Origin of the sequence: Arthrobacter sp. 754 (assembly GCF_040548695.1) — a bacterium.
Lineage (GTDB): Bacteria > Actinomycetota > Actinomycetes > Actinomycetales > Micrococcaceae > Arthrobacter.
On record NZ_JBEPSC010000002.1, the window covers coordinates 456749 to 473519 of the forward strand.

Genomic DNA, 16771 nt, shown 5'->3' on the forward strand with positions numbered 1-16771 from the left:
GCGGCGCCCCGGGAAACCGGAGCGCCGCATTTTTTGTTGTTCGAATGCCAACATTCTTGGTCTGATGCCCGCACCCGGGTTGTGGCATCAGGCATCCTTGCCTAAGGTGCTAAGTACACTTAGTATCTCGGCGGCTGCCGATGACTGCTGAGGTTGCCCACCCAGAGGAGAAGAGTCCGTGCCTGAAGAAAGCAACATCCAGATCCCCGGTGTTCCCGCCAGCGAACCAGCTAGCCTCGACGAGCCCACCACTCCGCGTGAGCCGCTGCCGCCCAAGCCTGACCAGCAGGGCCCGGAAGCGGTCTCACCCACGGGAAGCCCCACCGGAGCACCCCTCACGGCGCGGGCCCAGTCCGGGCAGTATCTGACCACAGCGCAGGGGCTGCGGCTGGGCGACACGGACCATTCCCAGAAGGCCGGCTCGCGCGGCCCCATCCTGCTGCAGGACCACCACCTCCGCGAAAAGATCACCCACTTCGACCACGAGCGCATCCCGGAGCGGGTGGTGCATGCCCGCGGCGCAGGCGCGCACGGGGTCTTCCGGTCCTATGGGACTGCGGCCAACATCACCCGTGCGGGCTTCCTGGCCAAGGATGTGGAAACGCCGGTGTTCGTTCGGTTCTCAACCGTCCTGGGTTCGCGCGGATCCGCGGACACCGTCCGGGATACCCGCGGGTTCTCCACCAAGTTCTACACGGATGAAGGCACCTACGACCTCGTGGGCAACAACATCCCGGTCTTCTTCATCCAGGACGGCATCAAGTTCCCGGACATCATCCACGCCGGAAAACCCCACCCGGACCGGGAGATCCCGCAGGCCCAGAGCGCCCACGACACCTTCTGGGACTTCGTCTCCCTGCATACCGAGGCGCAGGCCCACACCATGTGGAACATGTCCGACCGCGGCATTCCGCGCTCCTTCCGCACCATGGAAGGCTTCGGCGTCCACACTTTCCGCTTCGTCAATGCCGAGGGAAAAACCACGCTGGTGAAGTTCCACTGGAAGCCCAAGCAGGGTGTCCACTCGCTGGTCTGGGAAGAGGCCCAGATCATCAACGGCATGGACCCGGACTTCCACCGCCGGGACCTGGCGGATTCCATTGAGGCCGGCGCCTTCCCGGAGTGGGAGCTGGGCGTTCAGACCTTCCCGGACAACGAGGACCAGATGTTCGAGGGTATCGACCTGCTGGATCCCACGAAGTTTGTCCCCGAGGAGCTGGCCCCGGTCCAGCCCGTCGGCATCATGACCCTCAACGCAAACCCCACCAATTACTTCGCGGAGACCGAACAGGTGGCATTCCACCCCGGCCACCTCGTGCCTGGTATCGACGTCACCAACGACCCGCTGCTGCAAGTGCGGCTGTTCTCCTACCTTGACACCCAGATCTCCCGGCTGGGCGGACCCAACTTCGCCCAGATCCCGATCAACCGTCCCCAGGCGCCGGTGAACGACATGCTGCGCGACGGCATGCACCAGCAGGCGGTACACGGCGGTGCGGCACCGTACCACCCCAATTCCCTGGACGGCGGCTGTCCCTTCCTTGCAGGCCAGGACGTGAGCGCATTCATCGATGTGCCTGAAGAGGTTGCCGCGTCCATCAAAGAACGCAAGAACCCCGCGTCCTTCAGCGACCACTACAGCCAGGTCCGGCTCTTCTTCCGCAGCCTCACACCGGCGGAGCAGGACCATGTGATCCAGGCCTACACCTTCGAACTGGGCAAGTGCTACGAGAAGGCCATCCGGGAACGGCAGCTGCTGGCCCTGGCCAACGTGGACACTGACCTGTGCGCGGCTGTGGCGAAGGGTCTGGGCATGCCCGCGCCGGCCGCCACCGAAGACGTTCCGGACTCCGAACCCAGCCCCGCCCTGTCCCAGCTGGGCAAGACGTGGCCGGTGGCGGGCCGGGTGGTGGGCATCGTGGCCGACCAGGCCAGTGACCTTGCCGCAGTCAATGCGGCACGCAAGGCCCTGGACGCACAGGGCATTGTGCCGCTGGTCATCGCCCCTGCGGGCGGATACCTGGGTGAAGAGGGCGACGGCGGCGTCCCCGTACAGCGGACCTACCTGACCGCGAGGTCCACGGAATTTGACGCAATCATCGTTGCCGCTGCTGCCACGCCGGCCGCGGACGCCAAACCGGGGCGGGACGCAAAAGCGGGCGAGCCCGGCACTACCCTGGATCCCCGAGTGGTGCTGATGCTCTCAGAGGCATTCCGGCATGCCAAGGCACTTGGCGTGTTGGGCGAGGGGTCTGCGGCGCTTGACGCGGCAGGCATTCCACAGGGCGCGGCAGGTGTTGTCTCGGCAGACGCAGCCGACGGGCTGGTTCCTCAGCTCGCCGAACTGCTGGCGAGCCACCGTGTCTGGGAACGCTTCCCGGCTGGGGGATAGACCGGCCTGGCTGAACCGGGGCCTGGCTGAACCGGGAGCTGACTGAACCGGCACCTGGCCCTGGGCTGAGAACAGGAAGGGAGCGCCGCCGTCGAACGTGACGGGGGCGCTCCCTTCTCCGGTTCAGTCCCTAACCGTTTTTCCCTTTGCCCTTGCCCTCACTTGGTTTGCTGTTGTCCACGGGGGCGGGCGCGGGAGCCGGGGCCGGTACCACAGGCGCGGTGCTTTCCTCGGCGGCTTTCGCCGCCGCCGCAGCATCCGCTTCTGCCTTGGCCTTTTCTGCCGCAGCTGTTGCCCCCGCGGCAGCCTTCGCAGCCGCGTTAACGGCGTCCGTCAGGTCAGCCCGGACGGCGGTGATGACGGTCATGACGGTACGGCGGCGTTCGTCGGAGACCTGGCCCTTCTCCGCGGCTGCCGCCAGCTCCTTCTCCAGTCCGTCCAGAGCAGTCAGCGCGGCAGCATGGTCGTTGGCCGCCGCCGCCTGGCTCACTCCCAGTACCCGTTCCTGCAGCTGCCTTGCAGCATCCCGCTGCAAGCCTGTTTCCGCCGGGGCGCAGCTGGCCAGTGACCCCGCCAGCACCAGGGCCACGAGAGCCTGAGCCCATCCGCGCGTTGCGGAGCGCCGGCCTTGGGCCCCAAAAAGCGTCACGGTTCAACACTCTTCTGGAGTTCCTGGAGGTGCTCGCCCAGGGTTCCGGTGACAGTGGGGTAAGGCACGACGTCGGGAGCCAGCTGTGGGGACACGCTCGCCGTGAGCACTGCGGCGCCGGCGGCCAGGGCAAGAACGATCAGGATAGCCAGCAGCCAGAGCCGCCTGCGGCGCTTCACCCGCTGAGGGCCTGTCTCCGTGCTTGCCGGAGACAACCGGGTGGGACCGGTGATCTGATCAACGTCGTCGTGGCTTTCGTTGTCCAGGGCCGCCAACGAAAGGCTGGGGGAAGGCATTTCCGAGGTGATTGTAGGTGCCCGGAACGGCATGGCGGGCAGTACCCGCGTGGGTTCCGGCGTGAGCTCGCCAGGCGTCGATACCGGCGAGACCAGGGCTTGACGCAGCACCGTCTCTATATCGGGTGCTGACGGACGCTCCAACGGGTCAAGTACCGTCATGGAGCGGATCAGGTCCGCCCATTCGGAGGGGAGATCCTCCGGGATCTCAGGCGCGCGATGCAGCCTGGCCACAGCGGATTCCACGGCGCTGCCGGGGTATTCAATGGTCTGCTTGATGCATTCGAGCAGGACCAGTCCGAACGAGTAGATGTCAGTGGCCGGGGTGAGCGGCGAACCCATGGCCTGCTCGGGGCTGAGGTACGCCGCGGTCCCCACCATGGTGCCCGTGGCGGTCAGCCGTGTTCCGTCAACGATCCGTGCAATGCCGAAGTCTGTGAGTTTGGGCCGCAGCGGCTCACCCGGGCGGATCTGCACCAGCAGGATGTTGCCGGGCTTGATGTCCCGGTGGATGACCCCGAGGCTGTGGACATAGGCCAGGGCATCGGCGATTCCTGCGCCGATCACGGCGAGTTCGTCCAGCGGGACAGGGCTGTGCCTGATCCGGCTCCGCAGGTCCTGTCCTTCCACCAGTTCCATGGTCAGGAAGGGGCGCGGTTCGTCCGGAATGCGGGTGTCAATGCCGGCGTCGAAAAGCGTCACGAGGCTGGGATGGTTCAGTGTTGCCAGCAGTTGGATCTCTGCTTCCTGGCGCTTGAGTTCATCAGCGTCAGGAGCCTGGGGGGCGAAGAGCTTCAACGCGACGTCGCGGCCCAAATTTTCGTCCCGCGCGCAATACACGGACGACATTCCGCCGCGACCGATCACCTCACCGAGCCGATAACGTCCGCCAACCACTTCATTCTTGATGGAGCTAGGCGATTCCGCCACCATGACCGTTCCTCCCGGTGCGCTGCGGCACTGTATACCCAATTATACGGGCGAGTAGGCTCCCCGCAGACTATGCCCGGATGTTAGGTACCCAATTTTCACGCAGATAACGGAAGGTCCGCCGCGGTGGTGGAGGCAAGGCCGTGAGGCACACCGACGGCCCGGCTGAGAAGTCGTCAGGACCTGCTCAGCCGGACCATCGGTCACAAGGTTACGTGCTGGTAGTTGTGCTCTCCGGTAGGCCACCTCCTTTCAGGAAACACTGACTAGTGCCGCGAACGGCGGGGTCTGAGTTGGCTAGGAGGTCCTGCGCTTCCGGAGCAACAACAGTCCGGCGATCAAAACAAACAGGGCCGCGGGGACAAGAGTCATCTCGACGCCGGTCTTCGCCAGTGTTGCCGTGCCGCCCTGGCCCGAGGTGCTGTTCATCTTGCTGCCTGTGATGTTGGCGCTGGTGCTGGCGGAAGGAACCGAACCGGTGATGACACCGGCAGGAACCACGGTGATTCCGGTAGTAGTAGTAGTAGTCGTGCCTGTTGTGCCTGTTGTGCCGTTGGTGCCGGTCGTGCCGGTTCCGGTGGTGCCGGTACCCGTGGTGCCGGTCGTTCCGGTTCCTGGGGTATCAGTGCCGCCAGCGGTGCCGGTTCCCGGGTCCGTGGTGTCCGTACCCGGCGTTTCGGTCCCGGGGTTCTCAGTACCGGGCGCTGCGGCCCCGTCAGTGACTCCGCCGATGATCACGGATGCAACGAGATCGACAATGGCGTCACCAAGAACCCCGGAGTTGCCCAGCCCCAGATCGACAGCAGCGTCCAAGCTGCCGCCGGTGTTGGTTCCGTTGGTGCCCAGGCCCAGGTCAATGGCTGCGGCGGCGTCGGCGGTGGTGTTGCCCGTGTCCGTTCCGGTCAGAGCAGCGTTCCCGAGTCCGAGGTTGATGTCGGCGGCAGCCGCGACGTCGGCGGTGGTTGCGCTGCCGTCTGTGGTGCCGAGGTTGACGTCTGCGGCTGCGGCGACGTCGGCGGTGGTTGCGCTGCCCGTGGTGCCGAGGTTGACGTCTGCGGCTGCGGCGACGTCGGCGGTGGTGTTGCCCGCGTCGGTTCCGGTCAGAGCAGCATCCCCGAGTCCGAGGTTGATGTCGGCGGCAGCCGCGACGTCGCTGGTGGTTCCGCTGCCGTCTGTGGTGCCCAGGACGTTGTTGCCGAGTCCCAGGTTGATGTCGGCGGCAGCCGCGACGTCGGCGGTGGTTCCGCTGCCGTCTGTGGTCCCGAGGACTTTGTTGCCGAGTCCGAGGTTGACGTCTGCGGCTGCGGCGACGTCGGCGGTGGTTCCGCTGCCGTTGGTGGTGCCCAGGACGTTGTTCCCGAGTCCGAGGTTGATGTCGGCTGCTGCGGCGACGTTGGCGGTGGTTGCGCTGCCGTCTGTGGTGCCGAGATTGATGTCTGCGGCTGCGGCGACGTCGGTGGTGGTTCCGCTGCCCTCTGTGGCGCCCAGGACGTTGTTCCCGAGTCCGAGGTTGATGTCTGCGGCAGCCGCGACGTCGGTGGTGGTTCCGCTGCCCTCTGTGGCGCCCAGGACGTTGTTCCCGAGTCCGAGGTTGACGTCTACGACGGCGGCGACATCCGCTGTTTCAGACGGCGTTGGACCACCCAGCAGGCCCAACGACGTCGTGTTCGCGGATGTCGCCGCCGAGACCAGAGCGGAGGCGGAAAGATCCGACCCGCTGGTTGTGTCCGCAGCGCTCGCTGCGGTGGCGCCGAAGGCGAGTAGCCCGCCGGCAAAGAGGGTGCTGAGCAGCCCCCTGCGAAGGTTGCAATGCATGGTTTTGTCTCCTGAAAAGTTGATGTGGGGCGCCGATCAGCGCCTTTAGGCCTCGTTTTGCCCATGGAAGAGGGCAGCAGGGCTCAACTAGTCAGGAGAGGAACCGGGGTCAAACGACACCGGTGAAGGGGAATGCTCAGGGGAGGCGCTGATGGGGAAGGTTCCCGGAAGCAGAAGGGTGAAGCCGGAACCGTCCAGCCAGGCGGCAGCGCTCGTGGGGCCGGAGGGCGAAGCGCCGCTCCCTGCACCGGAAGCCGGACCCGCCGGGGCCGGAGTCAGCGGCGTCGAAGGTTCGCCGGTCAACGGGCTTTCCCCGGCGGCAGAATGCATGACCGAGCTGGTCATCCCCGCCACAAGGGCCGTCGTCGCGAGGCTGCGTTGCGTCATCACTGACGTTTTGTCTGACGTGCCGGGATCACTTGCGAGGTCCAGGTCAGTAATCTCAGGCGACAGTGCGGTGTCTGCGAAGGCCGAGTCCACGTCGGTAGAGGAAATCTCGTTCACCGGGAGGCCGGTAAGCGCGGCCGGCAAGGCGACCGGCAAAGGCTCAACAGTGGCAGCCGTCAGTTCCACGATGGGCTGCAGGACAGGCTCAAGAACGGGCAGGGCATCAGCGAGCGGAGGGGCTACGGTTTCAGCCAGGTCCCCAACAACGGAATCGGCCGCCACGGCAACAGGAATGACCAGGGACGAGACTGTGTCTGCCGGGACCACGCTGCCCAGTACCGGCACGGAGGCGACGATCTGGTCTGCTGTCCCGGCCACGGTTCCCACCATCGGCTGCACAAGCCCGGAATCTGCCGGCAACGCGGGAGAAATGGCCGCCTGGAGCGGCGCAGCAGCACCGGTCAGCGGCGCCGAAAGGGACGAAACGGAGGATGTCACCCCGCCGAGGAGCGAGCCCGACTCTGCGGACGAGTCTGCCATCGCGGGGGAAGAAGAAAGTGTCAGCCAGGCTGCCGTTGCCGCTCCTGCGAGGAGGATGGGCCGGAGCGCACGCCATGGCGATCGAACTTGAGCCATGCGTTCCACCCCCCAGTGCCAATAAGACCAACGATTTGTACAGCGTATGACTTGCCTGTGCAACGCGTCTAGGGAAAACGGGAAATAAAAAAGCAAACTTACTAATTCAATTACCGCGGCGTTGATAATCGGCGCGCCGAAGTCAGATCAGTTGACGGCAATGTCACCGGCCCACAGGCTCCCCCCGCTGGTCCTCAGTGCGCATCGTTCGGGTAGCTGACACCCAGCTGCCCGCGGACTCCGTCGAAGAGACGCATGGTCCTGATCGAATCTTCCAGCGGCATCACCGGGCTTTCGGTAAGGCCCTGCTGGATGCAGCGGGTTACTTCGCGGAGCTCGTAGGCATAGCCGCGGCCGACGACGTCGAACGGCTCGGTGCGCTGTTCGCCCAGGCCGATGCCGATCACCAGTTCCCGCGGGTTGTTGATGGAGCCCACGCTCTGCAGATACCCCAGGCTTCCAGCCACCGTTGCGGTCCGGGGGCCGTGGGCAAGGAGGGAGGAGGTCAACTGGGCCTGGGCGCCGTGGTTGTAGCCGAGAGTCAGCGCGTTCTGGGCGTCGACGCCGTCGTCATTAATAAAGCCGGTGGCACTGACCGTCTGCGGGAATCCCAACGTTCCCACCGCCCAAAGCAGCGGGTATACCGCGATGTCCAGGAGCGCCCCGCCGCCGTCCTTCCGGGCCCAAAGCCGTGACGTGGGGGAGTAGGGGGCAGGGAAGCCAAGGTCAGCCATCACCCAGTGCACCTCACCCAGTTCGCCCGAGGCGGCAATCTCGAAAACCCGCTGCATCCCCGGCAGGAACCGGCTCCACACAGCCTCCATGAGAAAGAGATTCCGTTCGCGGGCCGCGGCCACCAGTTCGCTGGCTTCCCGGGCATTGATGGTGAACGCCTTCTCACAGAGCACGTGCTTGCCGGCCTTCAGCGCCTCGAGGACGATCTGGTGGTGCTGGGCGTGCGGGGTGGCGACGTAGACGACGTCCACGGCATCATCGGCGAGCAGCCGCTGGTAGCCGTGGACGCCGTGCTCGTCCCAGTACGATTTGGCGAAGTCGTAGGCCGTGGCGAAACTTTCCGCCGTGTCCCGGCCACGGGAACTGACGGCGTAGAGCTCGGCGTCGCGAAGGAGGGCCAGGTCCTGCGAAACCGACCGGGCAATCCCGCCGGTGGCGATGACGCCCCAGCGTAAAGGCCTTCCTGTGGCGGACTGGGGGTCCTGGTCGGACTGGGTGGACAACCACGGCTTGGCAATTAGCGGGCTCATGGTGCCATCCTCTCACCCGGACCAGTCTGAACATCAGACCATGGCCCGGGCGGGTTCCTCCGTCAGTTTGCCCTGCTGGAGCCGGAAACGGCGGTCCGTCTTGTTGGCCAGCGCCCTGTCGTGGGTGACCACCAGGATGGTGGTGTTGTGGTCACGGCTGAGCGCGCTCAGGAGTTCGATGATGTGGTCACCGGTCTGCTCGTCCAGGTTTCCCGTGGGCTCGTCGGCCAGGATCAGCTTTGGCTCGTTGGCCAGAGCCCGGGCGATCGCCACCCGCTGCTGCTCGCCGCCGGAGAGGCGGTTGATGCGCCGCACCTGCTTGTCCGGGTCCAGCTGCACCTGTGCCAGGAGGTCCCTGGCCCGCTCCAGCCGCTGCGCTTTACGCATTCCGGCGAACTCCATGGGCAGCATCACGTTGTCCACGGCGGACAGGTTGGGGATCAGGTTGAACTGCTGGAACACGAAGCCGATGTCCCGGCGCCGGTACTCGGTCAGCTTGCCGTCCGGCATCCCTGCCAGGCTGACGCCGTTCACGACGACGTCTCCGCTGGTGGGTTTGTCCAGCGCGCCCAGGAGCGACAACAGGGTGCTCTTGCCGCTGCCGCTCTTGCCCACGATGGACGCCAGCGTGCCCTGCTGCAGGACGAAACTGACGTCGTTGACCGGCTTGATGGTGCGGTCACCTGAGTTGAAGGTGCGGACCAGGTTCTTGACTTCAATCATGGCTATTCTCCTCGCAGAACTTCGATGGGACGGATGCGGGCCGTGAGCAGCGCCGGAACCAGCGCTCCGATGATGGCCACGCCAAACACTGCGGCTATTCCGGCGGCGATGACGCCGGGGGAGGCGCTGGCCGTGACTGAAGTCAGGAGCTGGGAGGCGCCGCCCAGGGGCCCGCCCGTTCCGCCGGGGAATCCTGCGCCGCCTGGCATTCCGAGCCCGCCGGCCATGGCGGCCCCGCGCCCGGCGGTGGTGGCCGCCGTCGTCGTGGTGGTGTTGGTACTGATCAGCGCTGAGGCGATGCCGCCGCTGGCGAAGGAAGCGATCGCGGCGCCCACCGCGCTGCCCATTGCCACCAGGACCATCGCTTCGAGCACGAACTGCAGGCCGATGGTGCGGTTGGGGGCGCCGATTGCCTTCAGCACGCCGATTTCGCGGCGGCGCTCGCGGACCAGCATCACCATGATCAGCAGGATGATCAGCCCGGCGGTGCCCAAGGCTGCGACGAAGGCGATGAAGGAGATGTTCTTGACGCTGCCGAGTGAGCTGACCGCGGTCTCCAGGCTCTGGCCCTGGGTGACGTCGGCCTTGTCCGAGCCCAGCGCCGATTCCAGTGCGGTCTTGGCGGACTGGACGTTCTCCATGCTGTTGACGGTGACGATCATGGTGGACAGTTCGTCCGGCAGCTCCGCGAGGCCCTGCGCCGCCGGGAGGGTTAAGTACAGCGCGTTGTTGCCGAATGTGGTGCCGGAATCGAACAGGCCGGCCACTGTGTAGGTCTGGTCTTTGATGGTGAACGTGGACCCTACGGACAGGCCGTTCTTTTCGGCCAGCGTGGTTCCCAGCAGGGCGCCGGTTGAGGCTGCCGAGTAGTCGCCCAGGCCGGTTCCCCCGGTGATGGTAAGTGCCTTGCCCGTGCTGTCCACCTCGGCGCCGACTCCGGTTGCGGTGATCGGAAGCGAGCGTGCCGGCTGGGTGGTGGTTGCGCCCGTGGTGCCGTTGGCAGCCTGGTTCCGGCCGCCCAGCGTACCGGCGTCGACAGCGGCAGTGAGGCTGGTGGTCAGCGTTGCCGCGGACGTGCCGCCCGGACCTCCGGGGCCTCCGCCCGGACCGGTCTGGCCCGCAGCAGCCTGGGCGGCCGCCTCCGTCGCGTTCCGCAGCCTGAGGGAGGATGTCCCGACGACGGAGCTCACGTTGGGAACGGCCGCTGCGGTTGCGGCCTGCTCGGTGGTCAGCGGTTCGCCGCCGCCTTCAAATCCCTGGCCTCCTGCCGGGTTGACGGTCAGGACGGTGCCGACAGTGGAATTCAGCTCCTGGACTTTGGCCCCGACGGCCTGGTTGGCCACCAGCATGGCGAGGGCAAGTCCGATCGCGACGGCCAGCACTGCCACCACCGCCGCCGTTCGCACTTTGTTTCTGAAGGCATTGCCGACACTTCGGGCAAGGACGCTCACTGTACTCCTAGGATCCGGTGCCGGCAGAAGGCCGGCGACTGCTCCTACCCTCGCGGCACTCGCTGTGCGGGAAAGCGGCTGAAGCTGTGTTTGGCCTGTGAAACAGCGTTGGGAGTGCGAGAGCGTCTGGGGAGAGTGTGCAGGGAGTGCCAGAGCGTCGGGGAAAAGTGTGCAGGGAGTGCCAGAGCGTCCGGGAACAGCAGAGTGCCCCGGCTCCTGTGCGGAGCCGGGGCACTCTGGTAAAGCAGGGTGTTACTTGGTCAGCGGGCCAAGTACCGGATCGTCCACGTAGGCCGTCTTCACGTTGGCGGCGGTCACGATGACCGGCGGCAGCAGGTAGGCGGGTACGGTCTTCACCGTGTTGTTGTAGGACTTGTCGTCGTTGACCTCAGGCTTCTTGCCGGCCTGGAGATCCTTGACCATGACAATTGCGTGCTCAACGAGCTTGCGGGTGTCCTTGTTGATGGTGGAGTACTGCTCGCCGGCGATGATGGACTTCACGGACTCAACTTCGGAGTCCTGTCCGGTGATGACCGGGATCGGCTTGCCGGCCGCCTTGACAGAGGTGATGGCGGCCCGGGCGAGGGTGTCATTCGGCGAAAGGACGCCGTCAAGGGATGCTGACCCGTAGGAACCGGTCAGGAGGGTATCCATCCGGCGCTGGGCGTTCTCAGCCTTCCAGTCCTGCGTTACAGCCTTCTCGAAGGTGGTCTGGCCGGAAAGAACCTTGACCGTTCCGTCGTCGATCTTCGGCTTCAGGATGCTCATGGCGCCGTCGAAGAAGACCTTCGCGTTGGCGTCATCCGGTGAACCTGCCAGCAGTTCGATGTTGTACGGTCCGGCCGGCTTCTTGGCCTTCATGCCGTCCAGCAGGGCCTGGCCCTGGAGCACACCCACCTTGAAGTTGTCGTAGGCCACGTAGTAGTCCACATTGGGGGTGTTCAGCAGAAGACGGTCGTAGGCGATGATGGTGGCGCCAGCATCCTTGGCCTGCTGAAGCTGGGTACCCAGCTGCGAGCCATCCAGGGCGCCGACAATGATGACCTTGGCGCCCTTGGAGATCATTGCACTGATCTGGTTCTGCTGTTCAGCGACGCCGTTGTTGGCGAACTGCACCGTGGGCTTGAAGCCTGCGCTGGAGAGCCCGTCATTGAACAGCTTTTCCGCCAGGACCCAGTTCTCACTGGTCTTCTTGGGAAGTGCGACGCCGATGGCGGAGTCCTGTGCGAACCCGCCGGTTCCACCGCTGGTGCCGGTGGCGCCGGGCTCGGCCCGTCCGCAGGCCGTCAGCGCCAATGCCGCGATCGCAGCTATCGCTGCTGCCTTTCCTGCTTTACCAATCATTCGCATTTCTTGGTCCACTTTCTTTTTAGGGGTGTTGTTCCGGAACCTGAACAGCTCAGGCGTCCCTGGAAATGGTTTCTTTGGTGGAGGTGACCTCATCCGGCTGGAGCGGGGAACCCGCTCCGCTGGATGAGCGGAAGTTCTTCATCATCAGCCCGATGATCGATGCCCGTCCCTGCGACTTGTTGTAGACGTCGATGGCCACCGCCACCAGGAGCACCAGGCCTTTGATCATCGACTGCCAGTCGGCGCCGACGCTGAGGAGCTGCAGGCCGTTGTTCAGCACGGCCATGACCAGGCCTCCAACAATGGAGCCGATGACGGTACCCACGCCGCCGGTCACTGCGGCGCCGCCGATGAAGACTGCAGCGATCGCGTCGAGCTCCCAGCCGGTGCCGTCCGAAGGACCCGCCGACGTCGACCGGGCCACGAAGATCATGCCGGCGAGTCCGGCGATGATGGACATGTTCATCATGACCAGGAAGTTGATCTTCTTCGACTTCACCCCGGAGAGTTCTGCCGCGTGGCGGTTGCCACCGACCGCGTAGATGTGCCGGCCGACCACCGTCTTGGAGGAGACAAAGCCGTAGATCAGAACCATCACGGCAAGAATCAGGCCCGGGATCGGGAAGGACGTGCCGGGGCGGCCGGTGGCGAACAGGTACGTGGCGAAGAGAATGGCGCCGCAGATCAGGACCAGCCGCAGGATCATCACCCAGGTCTCGGAAACTTCAGCTCCGAGGGCCTTTGCAGTGCGGCGGCGGCGGAGTTCGCTGTAGATAACGAAGGCGACGCCGGCGAGGCCCAGGAGCAGTGTCAGGTTGTTGTAACCGGTGCTCGGCCCGATCTCGGGGAGGTAGCCGGCGCCGATGTACTGGAATTCGCGGGGGACAGGAATCGAGTTGGACTGGCCCACAAACTGCTGGGCACCGCGGAAGATCAGCATGCCTGCAAGGGTCACGATGAATGCCGGGATCCCCACATACGCGGTCCACCAGCCGTGCCATGCTCCGATGAGGGCGCCCAGGCCCAGGCCCAGCAGGATAGCCAGGAACCAGGGGATGCCCCAATCGCGCATGGCGATGGCCACCACCATGCCCACGAAGGCTGCCACTGAACCAACGGAAAGGTCGATGTGGCCGGCGATGATGACCAGCACCATGCCGATGGCGAGGATGAGGATGTAGGAGTTGCCGTTGAAGAGGTTGATGACGTTGCCCGGGGTGAGCGTGATGCCGCCTGTGAGCCACTGGAAGAGAACTATCAGAGCCACCAAGGCAAAGATCATCCCGAACTGGCGGGTGTCGCCACCGAAGAGTTTCTTGAGCGCGTTCATTGTTTTCGGTCCTCGTATCTGGAAGGTTCTGGAAGGCTCCAGAGGATTAGGCGGCGGCTTTGCGGGCGGAGGTCATGAGCTTCATCAGGCTTTCCTGGCTCGCTTCCTCTTTGTTGAGAACGCCAGTGATGGCGCCCTCGAAGATGGTGTAGATCCGGTCGGAGAGCCCGAGCAGTTCAGGCAGCTCGGAGGAAATCACAATCACGCCCTTCCCCTGGTTGGCAAGTTGCTGGATAATGCCGTAGATCTCGTACTTGGCTCCGACGTCGATGCCGCGGGTCGGTTCGTCCAGGATCAGCAGTTCCGGGTCCGTGAACATCCACTTGGCCAGGACAACCTTTTGCTGGTTCCCGCCGGAGAGCTTGGCTACGCCCTCCTCCACGGACGGCGCCTTCGTCCGCAGTGACTTCCGGTACTGCTCGGCCACTTCGAATTCCTTGTTGGTGTCCACGACGCTGCGCTTGCTGATCTTTTCCAGGTTTGCCGAGACCGTGGTGGTCTTGATGTCGTCGAGCAGGTTCAGGCCCAGGGATTTCCGGTCCTCGGTGACGTAGCCGAGGCCGGCGTCGATGGCTTGGTGCACATTCTTGAGGGTCACTTCCTTGCCATGCATATAGATATGCCCGGACACGAAATGTCCGTAGGACCGGCCGAAAACGGAGCGGGCCAGCTCGGTGCGGCCCGCGCCCATGAGCCCTGCGAAGCCCACAATCTCCCCGCGCCGGACAAAGAAGTTCGAGTTCTTGCAGATCATCCGGTCCTGGATCTGCGGATGCGCCACGTTCCAGTCCTTGACCTCGAAGAACACTTCGCCGATCTTGGGCGTGTGCTCCGGGAAGCGGGACTCCAGTGCGCGGCCCACCATGCCTTTGATGATGCGGTCCTCGTCAACGCCGTCGGCTTTGACGTCCAGGGTTTCGATCGATTTTCCGTCACGGATGATGGTGATGGAATCGGCGATCTGCTCGATCTCGTTCAGCTTGTGCGAAATGATGATCGAGGTGATGCCCTTGCCCTTCAGGCCCAGCATCAGATCCAGCAGGTGCTGTGAGTCTGACTCGTTCAGCGCCGCCGTGGGTTCGTCCAGGATGAGGATCTTGACTGACTTGTTCAGCGCTTTGGCGATCTCCACCAGCTGCTGCTTGCCAACCCCGATTTCCTTGATCGGGGTTGCCGGGTCCTCGCGCAGGCCCACCCGGGCCAGGAGCTCCGTGGAGCGCAGCCGGGCTTCGGCCCAGTCGATAACGCCGCGTTTGGTGGGTTCGTTGCCCAGGAAGATGTTCTCCATGATGGAGAGCTCCGGGATGAGTGCGAGCTCCTGGTGGATGATCACGATTCCGGCATGCTCGCTGGCGCGGATGTCCCGGAACTGCTGGACCTGTCCCTGGTAGACGATGTCGCCGTCGTAGGTGCCGTAGGGGTAAACGCCGGAAAGCACCTTCATCAGCGTGGACTTGCCCGCGCCGTTTTCGCCGCAGATGGCGTGGATTTCGCCGGCTTTGACGCTCAGGCTTACTTCGGAGAGTGCCTTGACGCCGGGAAATTCCTTGGTGATGGAGCGCATCTCCAGGATGACGGGGTCGGTGTGCGTGGTGTGGGACGTCATTTTGCCCTTACGCCTCCAATGCATGACTTCTTTGTCCGCCCAGCAAAGCGCGGGGGCGTCTGATGAAAAAGTAAACTTGATCACACGGGTTGTCGTCAAGTCTTGAACGCAATTACCGGATAACAACTTGGCCTACATGCGCCGGATCCCGGCGTGTTGGAATACCAGGGCGGCGGCTCCGAGTGCCTCCGCGCGGTCCCCAAGGGAGGACATTGTCAGGGTGGTGGTCTCGCCGATCACGGGCACCGCATGCCGGATCAGCCCGCGCCGGATGGGGTCCAGGAGCACGTTGCCCAGCCCCGCCAGGGGTCCGCCCACCACGATGACTTCAGGGTTGATCAGGTTTGCCACGTTGCCCAGCGCCCTGCCCACGGCCAGGCCCGCGTCGTCCACTACCCGCAGTGTTGCCGAGTCACGGGCGAGGGCTTTGGCAACGATGTCCGCGGGTGTGAGCGGCCGGTCCTCGCCGCGGCTGAGGAGCTCGATCATGGTGGTGGTGGAAGCGATGGTTTCCAGGCAGCCACGGTTGCCGCAGCGGCACACGAGACCCTGTTCATGGATGGTCGCGTGGCCTATTTCGCCGGTGATCCCCACGTGGCCGTAGTAGGGCGCACCGTTGAGGATCAGTCCCGCTCCGATGCCGGAGCCGATCTTGAGGAACATCAGGTTGCTGACGCCCGTGTGCGGCCCCCAGGTCACTTCGGACCAAGCGCCCAGATTGGCGTCGTTGTCAACGAATACGGGCATTTGGAGGGTGTCCTCCAAGTGCTGGAGGATGTTGATTCCCACCCATTCGGGGAGGATCGCGCCCTGCGCGACGGTGCCGGTCCGGCGGTCGATGGGCCCCGGAATTCCGACGCCGGCACCCACCACGGCGCTGCGTTCCACGGCGTTTTCGCTGAGCAGTTTGTCGAGCAGGACTACGGCCGCCTGGATGCCTTCCTCCGACTGATGCCCCAGCGGAAGCATCACGGATTCCTCGGCGATCACGTGGTAGCTCAGGGAGGCCAGAACCACGCGGAGGTGCCGCCGGCCGAAGTCGATTCCCACGGCCACTGCACCGTTGCTGTTGAGCCGTACATTGAGGGCCCGGCGCCCCGAACTGGTGGTCGGTTCGGTGGAGGCCAGCCCCGCATCCTGCATCACTTTGACGATGTTGGAGACCGTGGCCGTGGACAGGCCGGTCTGGCGTGCCAGCTCGGCCTGGGTGGACGGGCCGCTCATCAGGGTCTCGATGATCCGCTGCTGGTTCAATTGCCTGAGGGCGGACTGCGACCCCGGATTTTTAGGCTTGCTCCTCGCTGAGCGCGATGTGGCGGACATGAAAAGAAGATTGCCCTACTTTGACTCTTGTAGTCAAGAAGTTAACGCAATTGTGTTCTTGCGGCGGCAGTACGGCCAGCGGAATCCCGCCTGCTAGCCGTGGAGTTCCCGGTGAGCGCGCGCCAGTTCCACGTACCGCGCGGCGTTCTGCTTCACACCGTCAAACTCTTCTTCGGTGAGTTCCCGCCTGACCTTCGCCGGGACGCCGGCCACCAGCGAGCGCGGCGGCACAACGGTCCCTTCCAGGACCACCGCCCCGGCTGCCACGAGCGAACCGCTGCCGATGACGGCCCCGTTGAGCACCGTGGCACCCATGCCGATCAGGCAGTCATCCTCCACAGTGCACCCGTGGACGACGGCGGCGTGGCCCACGCTGACGCCCGACCCGACCGTGCAGGGGAAGCCCGGGTCCGCGTGCAGCACCACGTTGTCTTGCAGGTTGCTGCCGGCGCCCACGCTGATGGCGGCCGTGTCAGCCCGGACCGACACGCCATAGAAGGCGCTGGAGTCCTCGGCGAGGGTTGCCTTGCCGATGATGGAGGCCGTGGGGGCGACGAAGGCGGATTCGTGGACTGCCGGAGTGTTGCCGGCGAAACTGTGAAGGGGAGCCATGTGCCC

General features: G+C 64.8%; 13 protein-coding genes. 1 reads left to right on the plus strand and 12 read right to left on the minus strand.

The window, feature by feature from the left end:
• Positions 1-178 precede the first annotated feature (178 nt).
• Entirely contained in the window at positions 179-2392 is a 2214-nt protein-coding gene (locus ABIA70_RS07600; RefSeq protein WP_354146984.1) for a catalase, read from the plus strand.
• Between the two features lie 130 nt (positions 2393-2522).
• Here the strand turns inward: ABIA70_RS07600 and ABIA70_RS07605 are convergent, their stop codons facing one another.
• From ABIA70_RS07605 to ABIA70_RS07660, 12 genes are all read right to left on the minus strand, one after another.
• Entirely contained in the window at positions 2523-3041 is a 519-nt protein-coding gene (locus tag ABIA70_RS07605) for a hypothetical protein (protein ID WP_354146985.1), read from the minus strand.
• Entirely contained in the window at positions 3038-4270 is a 1233-nt protein-coding gene (locus ABIA70_RS07610; protein ID WP_354146986.1) for a serine/threonine-protein kinase, read from the minus strand. Before ABIA70_RS07610 ends, ABIA70_RS07605 begins: the two co-directional genes overlap by 4 nt.
• A 294-nt stretch (positions 4271-4564) precedes the next feature.
• Positions 4565-6082, minus strand: coding sequence for a hypothetical protein (locus ABIA70_RS07615; RefSeq protein ID WP_354146987.1), 1518 nt, complete (start codon positions 6080-6082; stop codon positions 4565-4567).
• A gap of 87 nt (positions 6083-6169) precedes the next feature.
• On the minus strand, positions 6170-7105 hold the full coding sequence (locus tag ABIA70_RS07620) for a hypothetical protein (RefSeq protein WP_354146988.1): 936 nt from the start codon (positions 7103-7105) through the stop codon (positions 6170-6172).
• 194 nt (positions 7106-7299) lie between these two features.
• The gene (locus tag ABIA70_RS07625; protein ID WP_354146989.1) at positions 7300-8370 is read right to left on the minus strand and encodes a Gfo/Idh/MocA family protein; all 1071 of its coding nucleotides are present in this window, start codon (positions 8368-8370) and stop codon (positions 7300-7302) included.
• Between the two features lie 33 nt (positions 8371-8403).
• Positions 8404-9093 carry an ABC transporter ATP-binding protein gene (locus ABIA70_RS07630; protein ID WP_354146990.1) on the minus strand — a complete coding sequence of 230 codons (690 nt, stop codon included), beginning with the start codon at positions 9091-9093 and terminating at the stop codon, positions 8404-8406.
• Positions 9094-9095: 2 nt separating this feature from the next.
• A complete protein-coding gene (locus ABIA70_RS07635) occupies positions 9096-10544 on the minus strand; it encodes an ABC transporter permease (RefSeq protein ID WP_354146991.1) in 1449 nt (482 codons plus the stop codon).
• A gap of 252 nt (positions 10545-10796) precedes the next feature.
• Positions 10797-11894, minus strand: a complete 1098-nt coding sequence (locus tag ABIA70_RS07640) for a substrate-binding domain-containing protein (RefSeq protein WP_354146992.1) — start codon at positions 11892-11894, stop codon at positions 10797-10799.
• A gap of 49 nt (positions 11895-11943) precedes the next feature.
• On the minus strand, positions 11944-13224 hold the full coding sequence (gene mmsB, locus ABIA70_RS07645) for a multiple monosaccharide ABC transporter permease (protein WP_354146993.1): 1281 nt from the start codon (positions 13222-13224) through the stop codon (positions 11944-11946).
• 46 nt (positions 13225-13270) lie between these two features.
• Entirely contained in the window at positions 13271-14830 is a 1560-nt protein-coding gene (gene mmsA, locus ABIA70_RS07650; RefSeq protein WP_354146994.1) for a multiple monosaccharide ABC transporter ATP-binding protein, read from the minus strand.
• A gap of 132 nt (positions 14831-14962) precedes the next feature.
• Entirely contained in the window at positions 14963-16153 is a 1191-nt protein-coding gene (locus ABIA70_RS07655; protein WP_354146995.1) for an ROK family transcriptional regulator, read from the minus strand.
• A 93-nt stretch (positions 16154-16246) separates the two neighbouring features.
• Complete coding sequence (locus ABIA70_RS07660) at positions 16247-16765, minus strand: gamma carbonic anhydrase family protein (protein WP_354146996.1); 519 nt, start codon at positions 16763-16765, stop codon at positions 16247-16249.
• Between the last annotated feature and the right edge of the window lie 6 nt (positions 16766-16771).